General features: G+C 60.7%; 15 protein-coding genes. 6 read left to right on the top strand and 9 right to left on the bottom strand.

Features of this window, described 5'->3' with window-relative positions; translation table 11 throughout:
- The first annotated feature begins 13 nt into the window (after positions 1-13).
- From WNY37_RS01320 to WNY37_RS01310, 3 genes are read left to right on the top strand one after another with little or no spacing between them, the layout of a single operon-like run.
- Positions 14-1,255 carry an FAD-dependent oxidoreductase gene (locus WNY37_RS01320; RefSeq protein ID WP_342971650.1) on the top strand — a complete coding sequence of 414 codons (1,242 nt, stop codon included), beginning with the start codon at positions 14-16 and terminating at the stop codon, positions 1,253-1,255.
- A gap of 14 nt (positions 1,256-1,269) precedes the next feature.
- Complete coding sequence (locus tag WNY37_RS01315; RefSeq protein WP_342971649.1) at positions 1,270-1,590, top strand: 2Fe-2S iron-sulfur cluster-binding protein; 321 nt, start codon at positions 1,270-1,272, stop codon at positions 1,588-1,590.
- Positions 1,591-2,373: a thioesterase family protein gene (locus WNY37_RS01310; RefSeq protein ID WP_342971648.1), complete on the top strand. Its 783-nt coding sequence runs from the start codon at positions 1,591-1,593 to the stop codon at positions 2,371-2,373. It abuts the gene before it with no gap.
- A gap of 88 nt (positions 2,374-2,461) precedes the next feature.
- Here the strand turns inward: WNY37_RS01310 and WNY37_RS01305 are convergent, their stop codons facing one another.
- The 8 genes from WNY37_RS01305 to WNY37_RS01270 form a co-directional block, all read right to left on the bottom strand.
- Entirely contained in the window at positions 2,462-2,869 is a 408-nt protein-coding gene (locus WNY37_RS01305; protein WP_342971647.1) for a F0F1 ATP synthase subunit epsilon, read from the bottom strand.
- A 91-nt stretch (positions 2,870-2,960) separates the two neighbouring features.
- On the bottom strand, positions 2,961-3,821 hold the full coding sequence (locus tag WNY37_RS01300; protein WP_342971646.1) for a hypothetical protein: 861 nt from the start codon (positions 3,819-3,821) through the stop codon (positions 2,961-2,963).
- 78 nt (positions 3,822-3,899) lie between these two features.
- Entirely contained in the window at positions 3,900-5,705 is a 1,806-nt protein-coding gene (gene atpD / locus WNY37_RS01295) for a F0F1 ATP synthase subunit beta (protein WP_342971645.1), read from the bottom strand.
- Between the two features lie 10 nt (positions 5,706-5,715).
- A complete protein-coding gene (locus tag WNY37_RS01290; protein WP_342971644.1) occupies positions 5,716-6,600 on the bottom strand; it encodes a F0F1 ATP synthase subunit gamma in 885 nt (294 codons plus the stop codon).
- A 28-nt stretch (positions 6,601-6,628) separates the two neighbouring features.
- Positions 6,629-8,164 (bottom strand): F0F1 ATP synthase subunit alpha, encoded by a 1,536-nt coding sequence (atpA, locus tag WNY37_RS01285; protein ID WP_342971643.1) that lies wholly within the window; start codon positions 8,162-8,164, stop codon positions 6,629-6,631.
- Between the two features lie 7 nt (positions 8,165-8,171).
- Positions 8,172-8,732 carry an ATP synthase F1 subunit delta gene (atpH, locus tag WNY37_RS01280; protein ID WP_342971642.1) on the bottom strand — a complete coding sequence of 187 codons (561 nt, stop codon included), beginning with the start codon at positions 8,730-8,732 and terminating at the stop codon, positions 8,172-8,174.
- Between the two features lie 195 nt (positions 8,733-8,927).
- Complete coding sequence (locus WNY37_RS01275) at positions 8,928-9,923, bottom strand: hypothetical protein (RefSeq protein WP_342971641.1); 996 nt, start codon at positions 9,921-9,923, stop codon at positions 8,928-8,930.
- Positions 9,924-10,010: 87 nt separating this feature from the next.
- The gene (locus tag WNY37_RS01270; protein WP_342971640.1) at positions 10,011-12,179 is read right to left on the bottom strand and encodes a primosomal protein N'; all 2,169 of its coding nucleotides are present in this window, start codon (positions 12,177-12,179) and stop codon (positions 10,011-10,013) included.
- Between the two features lie 92 nt (positions 12,180-12,271).
- Between WNY37_RS01270 and WNY37_RS01265 the strand changes: the two genes are divergently transcribed.
- From WNY37_RS01265 to WNY37_RS01255, 3 genes are read left to right on the top strand one after another with little or no spacing between them, the layout of a single operon-like run.
- Positions 12,272-13,168 carry a tyrosine recombinase XerC gene (locus WNY37_RS01265; RefSeq protein WP_342971639.1) on the top strand — a complete coding sequence of 299 codons (897 nt, stop codon included), beginning with the start codon at positions 12,272-12,274 and terminating at the stop codon, positions 13,166-13,168.
- 31 nt (positions 13,169-13,199) lie between these two features.
- Complete coding sequence (locus WNY37_RS01260; protein ID WP_342971638.1) at positions 13,200-13,583, top strand: DUF202 domain-containing protein; 384 nt, start codon at positions 13,200-13,202, stop codon at positions 13,581-13,583.
- Between the two features lie 47 nt (positions 13,584-13,630).
- Positions 13,631-14,524: a DMT family transporter gene (locus WNY37_RS01255; protein ID WP_342971637.1), complete on the top strand. Its 894-nt coding sequence runs from the start codon at positions 13,631-13,633 to the stop codon at positions 14,522-14,524.
- Positions 14,525-14,527: 3 nt separating this feature from the next.
- Here the strand turns inward: WNY37_RS01255 and WNY37_RS01250 are convergent, their stop codons facing one another.
- On the bottom strand, positions 14,528-15,382 hold the full coding sequence (locus WNY37_RS01250) for an SDR family oxidoreductase (RefSeq protein WP_342971636.1): 855 nt from the start codon (positions 15,380-15,382) through the stop codon (positions 14,528-14,530).
- Between the last annotated feature and the right edge of the window lie 36 nt (positions 15,383-15,418).

Raw genomic sequence — 15,418 nt, 5'->3', positions numbered from 1 at the left:
GGGAGAATGAAGTTTGGACCTGTCTCAATCAGATCGGATTGTCATTATTGGCGGCGGCCAGGCCGGCGCGCAGGCGGTGCAGTCGCTGCGTCTGTTCGGCTATGAAGGCGCGATCACGCTGGTCGGCGACGAACCGGCGCTTCCCTATCAGCGTCCACCCCTCTCCAAGGCCTATATGAAGGGCGAAATGGCCGAAGATCGGCTCTATTTCAAACCGGCGGCCTGGTATGAAGACAATAAGGTCGAGACGCTGCTGTCCCAGAAGGTTGAGGGCATTGACCGTTCGGCCCGTGAAGTGCGCCTCGAACATGGCGGGCATCTGCCCTATGACGCGCTGATCATCGCGACGGGATCACGACCGCGCGCCCTGCCTGTCGAGGGCGCAGACCTTGAAAACGTGTTTGACCTGCGCGACCTCGCCGATGTCGAACACATTCGCCCGAAGATGATTGAGGGCCGCAAGCTGGTCATTGTCGGGGCCGGCTATATTGGCCTCGAAGCCGCTGCGGTGGCGCGTCAGCTTGGCCTGGAAGTGACTGTGCTGGAAATGGCCGAGCGCGCTCTGGCCCGCGTCACCAGCCCGGTCATCAGCTCCTTCTACGAGGCGCTCCACATGGAGCATGGCGTCGATGTGCGCTGCGGCGCGCGTCTGGCGAGCCTGAAGGGCAAGGATGGCACGCTCACCCATGCCGTTCTGGACAGTGGTGAAGAGCTCGAGGCTGATATCGTCCTGGCTGGCATCGGGATCATCCCGAATGTGGAGCTGGCGCAGGAGGCCGGTCTTGCCTGCAAGGACGGCATCCTTGTCGACGAAGATGCGCGCACCAATGATCCGCGCATTTTTGCCGCTGGCGACTGCACGGTGCGCCCGCTCAGCCATTATGCCCGCACAGGGCGGCTCGAAAGCGTCCATAATGCGATTGAGCAAGGCAAGCTCGCCGCCGCTGCGATCATGGGCAAACCGCGCCCGAACATTGATTGCCCCTGGTTCTGGTCTGACCAGTATGATGTGAAACTGCAGATTGCAGGCCTGTCGCAGGGCTATGATGAGATTGTGGTTCGCGGTTCACCGGAAGACAAGAAATTTGCGGCATTTTACCTGAAAGGTGGCCGCTTGATTGCCGTGGACGCGATCAACAGCCCGCCAGAGTTTCTGGCATCGAAAAAACTGATCATGACCGGTGCCACCATTGCGCAAGAGCGTTTGAGTGATACATCCGTCAGCATGAAAGAAATTGCGGCTCAGGCCGCCTGAGGAGACGATAAGAAATGCCGAAGATCATCTATGTCGACCATGAAGGGACCGAGCGCCCGATCGAAGCCAAGAATGGTGAAACGGTCATGGAAACCGCGATCAAGAATTCCGTTCCTGGCATCGATGCCGATTGCGGCGGTGCCTGCGCCTGCGCGACATGCCACGTCTATGTAGATGAGGCCTTCATGCCAAAGGTCGGTGAACCGGAAGAAATGGAGCAATCAATGCTCGATTTCGCCGAGAACGTTCAGTCGAACTCACGTCTTTCCTGCCAGATCACCATTTCCGACGATCTCGAAGGCCTCAAGGTGACAACGCCGGAGAGCCAGCACTAAGTGCGCTACAGCGAACTTATCGGTGAGCTGAAGCGCGGCACCGCGGGGCGCATCGAGACGACCATTCCTGAAAGCTGGATGCAGGGCCGCACGACCTATGGCGGTCTGACGGCTGCGCTTTGCCTGGAGGCGGCGCAGGAGCTTGTCTCCGACATGCCGGTGCGGGCCGTGCAGGTTGCGTTTATCGGGCCGGTTGGCGGCGACGTCGTCATATCGCCGACTGTGCTTCGGCGCGGCAAATCTTCAGCTTTCGTCAATGTCGACCTCGTCAGCGAAGGCGGGATCATGGCCCGCTCTATCTTCACTTTCGGGGCGAAACGGGAATCCGAAGTCGACCAGAAATCGCGCGAATGTCCGAAAGCGGACTCACCCGACTCCTGCGAAAGTTTCTTCGGCGACCAGCGCCCGAACTTCGCGCATAATTTCAATATCCGGCTTGTCGCTGGTGAGCGCCCGGTCACTGGCGCCGAACGCGGCGACCTCCTGCTCTGGCTGCGTCACAAGGATGAAGCGGCGATCTGGAATCCGACGACCCTGCTCTCGCTCGCGGATGCGCCGCCGCCGGCAGCGCTCTCGATGCTGACCAAGCCGGCCCCGATCAGTTCAATGACCTGGATGGCCGAATTCCTGACCGACGATATCACAACCGTCGAAGGCTGGTTCCTGGTTCATCATGAGGCGCAAGCCACCAAGGATGGTTATTCCAGCCAGTCGATGCGCATGTGGAACCGCAATGGCGATCCGGTAATGATCGGACGCCAGACGATTGCGATGTTCGGCTAGCGGCAGCCGGAATACCATTCCCGTCTAAACTAGATGAGCCCGGCCTTTGGCGGGCCGGGCTCCAGAATTTGTATGAATTGGGTCCGATCTAGTGGACGACGGCTGCCTTGAGATCGGTCAGGTAGTCGACCTGCGCTTCGAGCGCGCCATGATGCGGGCCGTCCTTGCCTTCGGAAAGGAGCTTCGTCTTGGCTTCTTCGAGATCTTCATTGATCTTTGCCGCGTCGACCTTTGCCAGATCGACCGCTTCCTCGGCCAGGATGGTAAGACCGGCAGGCGTGACATCAGCAAAACCGCCGCGCACGAAGAGGCGCATGGTGACATTGTCGCCTTCAAGGATGCGGACGACGCCATTCTTCAGCGTCGTCATGAAAGGCGCGTGGTTCACCAGCACGCCGAATTCGCCTTCGCTTCCAGGCGCGATCACGTGATCGACCTCGCCGGAGAAAAGCTCCTTGGCGGGGGAAACGAGAGAGAAGTGAAGTTTTTCAGCCATGAGAAATGTCCGATGTGAAATTCGCTGAGGTTTCAATACTTGTCTGAGCGCCAATGTCTACCGGGACGTGCTGTCGCGGATGAGGTTTGGCTTATTGTGCGGGCGGCGGGAGAGGCTCGCAGGCGTCGGTGAGCGCATCCAGAATATCAATCAGCGTCGCCGGTGCCCCGGCCGTACCGGAGAATTCAATGCTGGCCTTGGCACCGGCATTGATTGAATAGGCCGTGACGGTGAGCCAGGGCGAGTCCGGTTTGCTCGGCGCTGTTTCACCACCGGTGCCATAATCCCTGATGTTGATATTGCCGAGCGAGATGCTCTCGATCTGGTCGAGTGCGGCGGGGAAGGAGCCGCATGTGCGGCTGGTCCAGACATTGGACCGGAGGGCGGGCGCTTTGGCTAGCGCGGCCGGGTCTTGGTAGCCGGACCAGTCAATCGTGCGGGACATGAGATCTTTGCCAGGTTTGATGCCCTGCGATTTCAGGTAGTTGGCGGCGCGTTGCGGATCGAAGGCGTCGATCCATGCTTGCGCGATCGGTCGTGCGCCCGTGGCATCGTTCAGTCGCAGTCGCCAGTAGCACTTCTCGGCGATCTCCTCTTCGGTGAGAGACGCCGTGCCGACGATGAATTGCATCATGTTGTCCGGGTCATAGTCGCATTGTTGCTCGAGACCGCCAGCCGCGTCGGTATAAGGCTCATGGCCAAGAATGCTGAAGCTGAGAACGCGGACATCATTGCCGAGGGAAAGCATGAGCTCGGTCTTTTTCACGCTCTCGCGTACAGCCTTGGACGACTCGCGCTCCGTCCAGCGGATGAAGTGGCGATAGAGCAGCGAAGTCTCGTATCCCTCGATGGTGGCAGGCGTGCCGTCTGGCAGCGCTGGCGGTGGGGCAGCAAAGGCCGCCGGAACGAAAGTAAGAGCTGCCATCAGGCCGGCGAAAGCTGCGCGCATCATTTTTATGTCCCCACATGAAAGCAGCCGCATCGTTTCCGATGCGGCTGCTGAAATCAATACAGATTCTGAAAGCGCGGGCTACGCGTCTTCCATCATCTTTTCGGCTTTCTTCATCACCTGGTCCATATTGCCGACCATGTAGAAGGCCTGCTCTGGAAGGTGGTCATACTCACCGGCGATGAGGCCTTTGAAGCCCTTGATCGTGTCTTCGAGCTTGACCTGCTCGCCTGGCGAACCGGTGAAGACTTCGGCCACGTCGAACGGCTGGGACAGGAAGCGCTCGACCTTACGGGCCCGGGCAACGACCATTTTGTCGTCTTCGGACAGTTCGTCCATGCCGAGGATGGCGATGATGTCCTGAAGCTCCTTGTAGCGCTGCAGGATTTCCTGAACCCCGCGGGCGACTTCATAGTGCTCTTCACCGACAACCATCGGGTCAAGGATACGCGAGGAGCTGTCGAGCGGATCCACAGCCGGATAGATGCCTTTTTCCGAGATGGCGCGGTTCAGAACCGTCGTTGCGTCAAGGTGAGCAAACGAGGTGGCTGGCGCCGGGTCGGTGAGGTCGTCAGCTGGAACGTAGACGGCCTGGATCGAGGTAATCGAGCCCTTGTTCGTGGAGGTAATCCGCTCCTGCAGCTGACCCATATCGGTGGCCAGCGTTGGCTGGTAGCCCACAGCGGACGGGATACGGCCGAGAAGGGCGGACACTTCGGCGCCGGCCTGGGTGAAGCGGAAGATGTTGTCGACGAAGAACAGCACGTCCTTGCCTTCTTCATCGCGGAAATATTCTGCCTGTGCGAGACCGGTCAAAGCAACGCGGGCACGCGCGCCCGGAGGCTCGTTCATCTGGCCATAGACCAGCGCCACGCGGCTGTCGCCTTCGAGATCGATCACGTTCGACTCGATCATTTCGTAATAGAGGTCGTTACCTTCGCGGGTCCGCTCGCCGACACCGGCGAAGACCGAGTAACCACCGAACAGTTTCGCGATGTTGTTGATCAGTTCCTGAATGAGAACCGTCTTGCCAACACCGGCGCCGCCGAACAGGCCGATCTTGCCGCCTTTTGCGTAAGGGCAGAGCAGGTCGATAACCTTGATACCGGTGACGAGGATCTCGGCTTCGGTAGACTGGTCAACAAATGCAGGCGCCGGAGCGTGGATCGGGGCGCGCTTGGCGGTGTTCACCGGGCCGCGCTCATCAATCGGCTCACCGATGACGTTCATGATACGACCGAGCGTTTCCGGGCCGACTGGCACCTGGATCGGCTCACCAAGGTCGGTCACCGGGTGGCCGCGAACGAGGCCTTCAGTGGAGTCCATGGCGATCGTGCGAACGGTGTTCTCGCCGAGGTGCTGGGCAACCTCAAGAACCAGGCGGTTCCCGTTATTGTCGGTTTCCAGGGCGTTCAGGATGTCGGGCAGGTTGCTTTCGAACTGGACGTCGACGACGGCACCGATCACCTGTGCGATCTTGCCGGTTGCGGTCTTGCTGCTCATGCGAGGCGTCTCCTTGGGAGCGGATGTAGGTTTTGGCTTGGAAGCCTTTTTTGGTGTCGGAGCCGGCTTTGAGGTGGCCGCCGGCTTAGGCGCAGATTCGGTTGCAGACGCGGCTGCGATGGCGGGCGCCACGTCGGAAATCTTCACGCCGCCCTTGGCGTCGGCTTCTGCAGGCTTGCACACGCCGCAGGCGCGGGTGTCTTTCTGCTTCAGCGACTTTGCTTTCTTTTCGGCAGCGGCGAACGTGTCGAACGGGCCGTGCCACTTGTCGTCATCATTGGTCTGGTCGCCGCCGACGCCCTGACCATTATTGCAATAGCGGCAGTTGGCGGTGTGGATGCGAGCGCGCTTGTTGCCAAAATTTTCGTAAATCCAGAAATTCATCGCGCGTCTCCTACAAGGCCTCTGCACCGGAGATGATCTCGATCAGCTCCTTGGTGATCTGGGCCTGACGGGCCCGGTTATATTGCAGGGACAGACTGTCGATCATGTCACCGGCATTGCGCGTGGCATTGTCCATGGCGGTCATCTGGCTGGCATAGAAGCCGGCCGAGCTTTCCAGCATGGCGGAAATGATCTGCGTATTAATGTAACGCGGCAGGAGCACTTCGAGAATCTCTTCCTGAGAAGGCTCATACTCATAGATCGCGCCCTGCAGGTCGACCGTCTCAGCGTCTTCAGGCGCTTTTGCCGGGATCAGCTGCTGGGAGACCGGGATCTGGCTCAGCACGTTCTTGAACTGGCTGTAGACCAGGGTCGCAACATCAAACTCGCCCTCATCAAAGCGCGATGTGATGTCGAGGCCGAGACCAATGCCGGCATCAGTATAATCATTGCCGCGAATGTCGGAGAGATCCACATGGCCAACGAACAGTTCGGCGTATTCGCGCTTCAGCTGTTCACGGCCCTTCTTGCCGACGGTCAGAATCTTGACGGTCTTGCCTTCGCCGATGAGCTCACGAATGAGACGGCGCGCTTCTTTCACCACATAGGTGTTGAAGCCACCGCACAGGCCGCGCTCTGCCGTCAGAACGATCACGAGATGGTTCTGCGTCGATCCTGTTCCAGACAGGAGTTTCGGTCCGCCTGCGCCATCGGCCATCGAGCCGGCGAGGTTGGCAACCACCGACGACATACGCTCGGCGTATGGCCGGGAGGCCGAAGCGGCGTCCTGGGCGCGCTTCAGCTTGGCCGCGGCCACCATCTGCATGGCCTTGGTGATCTTCCGCGTGGATTTCACGCTGGCGATCCGGTTTTTCAGATCCTTAAGGCTGGGCATTGCTCAGCTCCTGCTCGCGTCGCGTGTCTTAGGCGAAAGCCTTGGTGAAGTCGTCGAGGGTCGATTTGATTTCGGCCTCGATGTCGTCGGTCAGGGCTTTTTCCTTGCGGATTTTCGCCAGCAGCTCCTTCTTCGCGCCGCGAAGGTGAGCCAGCAGCTCTTTTTCGTAGCGCGTGACATCGCGGACAGCGACGCCATCAAGGTAACCGCGCGTACCGGCATAGATCACGACAACCTGCTCTTCCATCTGCAGCGGCGAGAATTGCGGCTGCTTGAGGAGCTCGGTCAGGCGCTCACCACGGCCGAGAAGGCGCTGGGTGGCGGCGTCGAGGTCAGAGCCGAACTTCGCAAAGGCCGCCATCTCGCGGTACTGGGCGAGTTCACCCTTCATCGAACCGGCGACTTTCTTCATGGCTTTGGTCTGCGCAGCAGAACCAACGCGCGACACCGAAAGGCCGACGTTCACGGCCGGGCGGATACCCTGATAGAAGAGGTCGGTTTCAAGGAAGATCTGACCATCGGTAATCGAAATAACGTTCGTCGGAATATAGGCCGACACGTCGTTTGCCTGGGTCTCGATGATCGGAAGCGCGGTCAGGGAGCCTGAACCGTGATCCTCGTTCAGCTTGGCCGCACGCTCGAGCAGGCGGGAGTGAAGATAGAAAACGTCACCCGGATAGGCTTCGCGGCCCGGTGGGCGGCGCAGAAGCAGGGACATCTGACGATAGGCAACAGCCTGCTTGGAAAGGTCATCATAAATGATCAGGGCGTGCATGCCATTGTCGCGGAACCACTCGCCGATCGTGCAGCCGGTGAACGGTGCAAGATACTGAAGCGGGGCCGGCTCGGACGCCGTTGCGGACACGATCACGGTGTAATCAAGCGCGCCGCGCTCTTCGAGGGTTTTGACAACCTGAGCAACCGTGGAGCGCTTCTGACCGATGGCGACATAGACGCAGAACAGTTTCTCGCTGTCGTCTTTTGCGGCGTCATTGGTCTGCTTCTGGTTCAGGATGGTGTCGACGCAGATCGCGGTCTTGCCGGTCTGACGGTCACCAATGATCAGCTCGCGCTGGCCGCGGCCAACAGGGATCATCGCGTCGATCGCCTTGAGGCCGGTCATCATCGGCTCGTGAACCGATTTACGCGGCAGAATGCCAGGCGCCTTGACGTCGACCCGGTTACGGTCTGCGACGTCTTTCAGGGCGCCCTTGCCGTCGATTGGCTCACCGAGCGGGTCCACGACGCGGCCGAGAAGGCCCTTGCCAACCGGCGCAGCAACGATCTCGTTCGTGCGCTTGACGGTGTCGCCTTCTTTAATGCCGCGGTCGTCACCAAAGATAACGACACCGACATTGTCGGCTTCGAGGTTCAGGGCCATGCCCTTGATGCCACCGTCGAATTCGACGGTTTCACCGGCCTGGACATTGTCGAGGCCATAGACGCGGGCGATACCGTCACCGACGGACAGAACCTGTCCAACGTCGGAGACCTCGGCCTCTACGCCAAAGTTTTCGATCTGGGATTTCAGAATGCCTGAAATTTCTGCAGCGCTGATGTCCATCGAGCCTCTAAGCTCCCTTCATGGCGGTGTTCATACGTTCAAGTTTGGAGGCGACACTGGCGTCGATCAGGGTAGATCCGACACGCAGCTGGATGCCGCCGATGAGGTCTGGAACGACCTCGGTTTCGAGTTCGATGTCGCTGCCTACAGCTTTTGCGAGGACAGCTTCAAGCTTCTGACGCTGTTCAGCGGTCATCGCCTCTGCGGTCCGCGCAATGGCGCGTTTGACGCCGCGGTGCTTTGCGTAGAGCTCGTCGAAATGATGAGCGGCGCTGACAATCTCGTTCGAACGGCCATTGGTGGCCATGGTGGCGAGGAAGTTCGCAACCATTTTCGCAAGACCGGCTTTCTCGGCAATTGCCTGAAGCGCCTTGGTTTTTTCATCGCGGCCGAAAGCAGGCGAATCGAGAAGGCGCGTCAGATCCTCGCTGTCCTTTGCCATAGCGGCAAAGCTTGCGAGATCTGTGTCAACGCGTTCCAGTTCGCCTTTTTCATTGGCGAGATTGAAAAGCGCGCTGGCATAGCGCCGCGCGGTTTCATTTGCATGGGAGGCGGAAGATGCGGCCAAGACCTTTTTCCGTCTGTTGAGGGCAAAAGCCCAGGGTGTGAAACATGGGGTGTGGGTCGGTGGCAGAGCCCCAACCCAACGCTTGTGAGGGCGCTTAGCACTTCGTTTGGAGGCTGACAACATGGCCGCAGCGGTACAGGCGCGACCGATTGGCACAATTGCTGGCCAAAGGCCGTCTAAAGGAACGAATACGGATCAGTTGGAGACCGATTGGGCCTCGGCCCGCCCTTCGATTATCGCGAGAACATTGGATTGAATATCGCCAAGGATAAGCTCGCCCCATAGAGAGGCGTAAGCATTGACCGGGGTCGTCGCCACATAGGTCGTGCTGAGGGTCAGCCGGGTGCGCCCGTCGGGCAAGGCTTCCAGCTGGTATCCGCCGCTTTCGACCTTGAGATGGACGCCGTCGGGAGAAATGTGTCGGTCCGAATGGCGTGCGACGGAATCGTTCGGGAAGACAAAGCGCCAGCGCATTTCGTTGTCCGACATGAACTCAATGTGTTCTTCGAAGGAAACGTCGTTCTGCCACAAGGCCATGCGCCGATCGGCATCGACGACCGCGGAGACCGGTCGCGGAACGCCGAAGACGTCCTGTGTGATGTTCCAGCGTCCCTCCTCTTCTGAAATGTCGCGCATGTCGAACAAAAGAGGACGGACACGCTCGACAGGCGCATCGATCAGAACGTCCCGGCTAACGGTGAAGTCCTGCGTTGTGGGCTTCAGATGCAGGTCGGTGCCCAGCAAGGCGAATGGGATAAACAGGAGCGCGGCGCCGTTGGCCCGCGGACTATCCGGTCTACGTTGCAGGGCAAGCCCCATAAAGAAAACGCCAAGCCATCCGCCGATCAGCAAGAAAGGCGCTGCCATGAGAATACAGATCATGGCTTCGCGCAGAACGATCGCGCTAACGCAAAGCGCAACAAATACGGCAATGAAGGCGATGCCCGTCACGGTGTCGTCTGCCGCGCGGTAGAACAATCTGAACAATAGCCGGCTGACGGCCCCGATGCAGAATGGAATGCCGACAAGAATGGTGAGGCTGACCGACAGCGTTTCGAACCGTCCAGAGGCCGCGTAAAGGCAGGCCAGAAGTGTGAGGGCCAGCACCGATAATACCACGATAATTCCGGCGAACCGGAACAGGCTGTTCTGGCCTCTGGGTGTGGTTTCGGGAGAGCGCTCGTCTGGCAAATCCAATCCTCTCACAACGTCTGATAGAGGGTGAGGGACGACTGCACCAGTGACATCGCCCTGGTGCGACAAAGTTCGCCAAGCCTCTCAGAGGAAGGAATACGGATCGATATCTGCGGAAACGCGGACCTGTGAGGGAAGCTTCATCGCGGCGAGCCAGGTGGTCATGTAGGCCGACATGTCGACATCGCGGGGGCTGGTGACAAGGAAGCGGATGCGGTGACGCCCGCGCAGGATGGAGATCGGCGCGGGGGCAGGGCCGTAGACGGTGACGCCTTCGCCGTTCGGCGCGGCCTGTCCGGCGATCTTGCCTGCTTCCTGGATAAGCTCTGGCGTGGGCGCAGACATGATAAGAGCGGCCATCCGCCCGAATGGCGGCAGCATCAGTTCAGCGCGGACATCCCGCTCGATCTGCAGGAAGCCGTCGCGGTCACCGGCCGCGAGCGCGATCATGGCAGGGTTTTCAGGCGCGTAGGTCTGGATGAAGGCGCGTCCGGGGTGTTCGGCGCGGCCTGCCCGTCCTGCGACCTGGGAAAGCAGCTGATAGGTGCGCTCGCCTGCGCGAAGGTCGCCGCCTTTCATGCCGCTATCTGCGTCGACGACACCAACCAGCGTGAGCTTCGGGAAATTATGGCCCTTGGCGACAATCTGCGTGCCGATCAGGACGTCGATCTCGCCCTCGGCCATGCGGGTGACGATGCCGCGTGTCTCCTCGCCGGAGCGGGCCGTGTCTGAGGAGAAGATCTCGATCCGGGCCTGCGGGAGGAGCGTGCGAACTTCTTCTGCAACGCGTTCAACGCCCGGGCCGACACCCATGAGCGAGTCTTTCGCGCCGCACATCGGGCATTTTTCCGGCTTCGGCATCGACCAGCCGGTGAGGTGGCAGACGAGGCGATTGGTGTAGCGATGCTCGGTCAGCCAGCTTTCGGTCGCCGGGCTTTTCAGGCGCTCACCGCACGCCTTGCAGATGACGAGCGGGGCATAGCCGCGCCGGTTGAGGAACAGGAGAGACTGCTCGCCTGCCTCCAGCGTTTCGACAAGCGCGCGAGAGAGAACCGGGGACAGCCAGTTGCCTTTTTCGGGCGGATTGCTTCGCAGGTCGACCAGTTCGATGTCCGGCAGCTTTGCCGCGCCGGGGCGGGCCGACAGTTTCAGGCGCTGGTAACGGCCCTGTTCTGCGTTCACCATCGTCTCAAGCGCGGGGGTCGCCGAGGCGAGAATGATCGAGGCGTCTTCCAGCTTGGCGCGCATCACGCCCATGTCGCGAGCATGATAGGTGACGCCGTCTTCCTGTTTGAAAGAGGTGTCGTGCTCTTCGTCGATGATGATGAGTTTCAGGTTTCGGAAAGGCAGGAACAGGGCCGAGCGCGCGCCGATGACAATGCGGGCGCGGCCATGCGCGGTCTCACGCCAGGTGCGGCGGCGCTCTGCGTCCGAGAGGCCCGAATGCCAGGGCGCAGGCGGCGCGCCGAAGCGGGCTTCGAAGCGGGACAGCACAGCCTGGGTCAGCGCAATTTCAGGCAGGAGGACAAGGACTTGCGCGTCATCGGCCTTGGAAAGCGCTTCGGCGATCGCTTCGAAATAGACCTCCGTTTTGCCGGAGCCTGTAATGCCATCGAGCAGGAAAGGCTGGAAGCCGCCCCTGGCGACAGCCCCGCGCAATTCCTTCCCCGCTTCCGCCTGCTCGCCTGTGAGGTGATCGCCAACGCCAAAATTGGTCGGCTGGGGGTAGGGTAGGTCGGTGTCGACCTCGCGCGCTTCGAGGGCGCCGATATCGACCAGTCCTTTGACAACGCCAGGCGAGACGCCGGCCTGACGGGCAAGTTCTGCGGCGTTTGTCGGGCCGGCCTCGCTGGCGGCATCCAGAACCTTCACACGCGCATCTGTCATCCTGTTGGAGCGGTGGCCGGTCGGGACATAGATTGTTGAGGTTGGTGAGGGCTTCAGACCGCCGCGCGCCCGTAGCGCCATGGCGAGGACATGACCGGGGTGCGCGACATTGTAGCGGGCCGCAAAGCTGACAAATCGGCGCATCGCCGCCGTCATGGGCGGGACCGGAAAGATATCGAGGACGGGTTTCAGCTCCCGCTCATCGTCGGCTTTCTTCTCGACCACCTCCCAGACGACGCCGGTGCGCTCGATCTTGCCGAGCGGGGCGCGGACATAGCTGCCCGGCTCGACACTCATGCCATCGGGAATGGCGTAGTCGAATGGCTCTGGCAGGGGGAGCGGGAAGAGGATGCGGGCGAGTTTCATTTGGGGAGGGTTTAGAGCGCCCTGCTGATTCCGTCACCCGCCGCGTTCACCATAAATCCCCCCTTAAGACCTGTCGCTGACACTCCGCAGACATGGAAATTCTCTCCGCCTTTCTCGACTATGTCGCACGCGAGCGCCGGCTCGCGGATAATACGGTTGAAGCTTACGGTCATGACCTTGCGAGCTTCTTCGGTTTTCTGAATGAGCATCTGGGCGAGGAGATCGCCATCAAGGCGTTTCGCCATCTGCATGCGTCTGACATTCGCGCCTATCTCGCCAAACGCAGGCGGGACGGTCTGTCAGATGCCTCGATTGCGCGGGTGCTGTCGGCCATCAAGACCTTCTATCACTGGCTCGACCATCATCACGGTATCGAGAACCCAGAGATCGCCTTCCTGCAGGGCCCGAAGCGTGGGGCGCGTCTGCCGCGCCCGGTGTCGGTGTCTGCGGCAAAGGACATGATCGAGACGGCAGAAGCCTTCGCTGAAGAGCCATGGATCGCGGCGCGTGACGTCGCTGTGCTGACGCTTCTCTATGGGGCAGGGCTTCGGATTTCGGAGGCGCTGGGTCTCAATGGCGATGTGCGCCCGGCGCCGGACCGTCTGAGGATTACCGGCAAGGGCGGCAAGGTGCGGATCGTTCCGCTCATCCCGACTGTGCGCAAGGCAATGGACGAGTATGCGCGCTATTGCCCTTATGCGCTCGGCAAGGAAACACCGTTCTTTTATGGCGCGCGCGGCAAGCGGCTGCAGCCTGCGATCATCCAGAAAGGTGTGCAGGTTCTGCGCGGGGCACTTGGCCTGCCGGAAACAGCGACACCGCATGCGCTGCGCCATGCCTTTGCAACGCACCTCCTGGCGCATGGGGCGGATTTGCGCGCGATTCAGACGCTGCTCGGCCATGCCAGCCTGTCGACGACGCAGGTCTATACCGGTGTCGATTCGGAGCGTTTGCGCGCCGTGGTCGCGAGCGCCCATCCGCGCGGGTGAACCGAAACGGGTTTCAATCCGTTAATCTGGCATGCCAACCTCGAATGATCTTGCCGAAGAGCGGACAGACCTCGCCCATGATCGCACGGACTGGGCCGAAGACCGGACAATCCTTGCCAATGAGCGCACCTTTGCGGGCTGGATGCGGACGGGGCTGGCCTCGGCCGGTCTAGGCCTTGGTTTCCAGGCGATCTTCAGGGTGGTCGAGCCGACCTGGCTCGCCAAGTCCGGCGCGACGATTTTCCTGGTGATCGCGCTCGTCGTGTTCTGGCTCGCCCAGAAGAAGGCCTGTTCACTGGCTGACCGGATGGACTCTCACGCGGCCAAACCCATGGGGCACCAGAACTTCCGGACGATTTCGCTTCTCTTCGGGAGTGGCACACTCGCGCTCGGCACCATCCTCTGGTTTCTGTAGGAACTGATTGATTGACAGCCCGCCGCTTGCGCTGAACAAGCGCGGCGATGGCTCTCTGGATCCCGATCACCTTTGCCGCTGCCTTCCTGCAGAATGTGCGCTCGCTGCTTCAGAAGAAGCTTCGCGACCGACTGAGCGTCTGGGGATCGACCGCGGCGCGGTTCATCTTTGCGGCGCCGCTGGCGGTGCTCGTCGCGCTGGTCCTCTGGTCAGCGACGGGAACGCAGCTCGCCGCGCCCGGCCCTGGTTTCGCGGGACTGCTGGTCGTTGGCGGCCTCGCGCAGATCCTTGCGACCGGCTTCATGATCCACCTTTTCTCCTTCCGGAATTTCGCGGTTGGCACGGCGTTCACGAAAACCGAAGCGCTTCAGACGGCGCTCATCGGGCTGGTTGTGCTGCATGAGACGCTGAGCCTCTATGCGCTTGGCGCGATTGCCTTTGGTTTGGTGGGCATCCTGCTCATCTCGCTGCCGGCGGCGGCGGACGGATCGCGATTCCGGTTCGATCAGCGCGTGATCTATGGCCTCCTGTCTGGTGGCCTGTTTGGCCTGTCAGCGGTCTGCTTCCGCGGGGCGTCCCTGTCGCTCGGGGACGGGCCTGCTATCGTGCGGGCGAGCGTGACGCTCGCCTGCGTCCTGGTGTTTCAGTCAGCCGCGATTGGCGCGTTCCTGAAGCTTCGCGAAGCCGGAGAGCTGTCGCGCATCTTCAGCGCCTGGAAGCTGACCGGGCTGGTTGGCCTTGCCGGCATGCTGGCCTCGCTCTGCTGGTTCACGGCGATGACGCTGGTCAACGCGGCGCTGGTGCGGGCTGTCGGGCAGGTTGAGATCATTTTCACGATCGCGACGTCCTATTTCTTCTTTAAGGAAAAGATCAGCGCGCGCGAGTTTGCCGGGCTTGCCATCCTGACGGCGAGTATTGTCGCGCTGATCCTGCTGGCGTGACGCTCAGTCTTTTTTCTCGAGCCCGTAGCGTTTGGCCATAGCCTTATCGACCATGCGCTTGGGCAGGAGCTTCGGGATCGTCCAGTTGGTGAGCTTGTTTGGCACGGGCGCATAGCGCGCCTTCGGGCTGTCGTCCGAAAGAGCGGTTTCAATCGTCTCACCGATGACTTTCGGCTCAAGCCCTTCTTTGCCGCCTTTCAGCATGACATCCGCAAACTGTTCGATCGGCTTCGCCCAGACCGAGTTCGCATAAGGCTGGTTCTTGTTCATGTCCTCGGCCTTGTCCCAGATCGGGGTCTTCACCGAGCCCGGGCCAATGGCGATGGCATCGATGCCGTAGATGAGGAGTTCGCGGCGGAGCGCGTCGGTGATCGCCTCAACGGCGTGCTTGGTCGCGGCATATGCGCCAAGGAAAGGCGCTGAGAGGCGCCCGCCGACGGATGTGATGTTGACGATCCGGCCTTTCTTGCCGGAGCGCGCTTCATCCATGCCGAGCAGCGGGAGAAAAGCCTGCGTGGTGCGCATCAGGCCGAAGACGTTGACCTCGAAATGCTGCTCGAACTCGTCCATGGGCTGGAGCGCGAGCGGGCCCATATTGGCGATGCCGGCATTGTTGACGAGGCCGTCCAGCGTCTTGCCATCCAGCGCTTTCGAGACGGTCTGTACGGCGGCTTTCACCTGGTCCGGTTTTGCAACATCAAGGATGATGGGTGTGATATTGGAATTGGCCTGCTTCAGTGGCTCGCCATCGGAATGCTTGCGCACGCCAGCGAAAACGCTCCAGCCCTGGCCTGCGAGATGTTCGGCGGCGGCGCGGCCGATGCCTGTCGATGCGCCTGTAATGACGACTGTTTTCATGGGTTTGGGCTCCATAAGCTTGGACGGAAGCGTCCG

Source organism: Henriciella sp. AS95 (assembly GCF_038900055.1).
Classification (GTDB): domain Bacteria; phylum Pseudomonadota; class Alphaproteobacteria; order Caulobacterales; family Hyphomonadaceae; genus Henriciella.
Note: the sequence above shows the minus strand (reverse complement) of the source record. Positions and strands in the feature narration are given on the sequence as shown.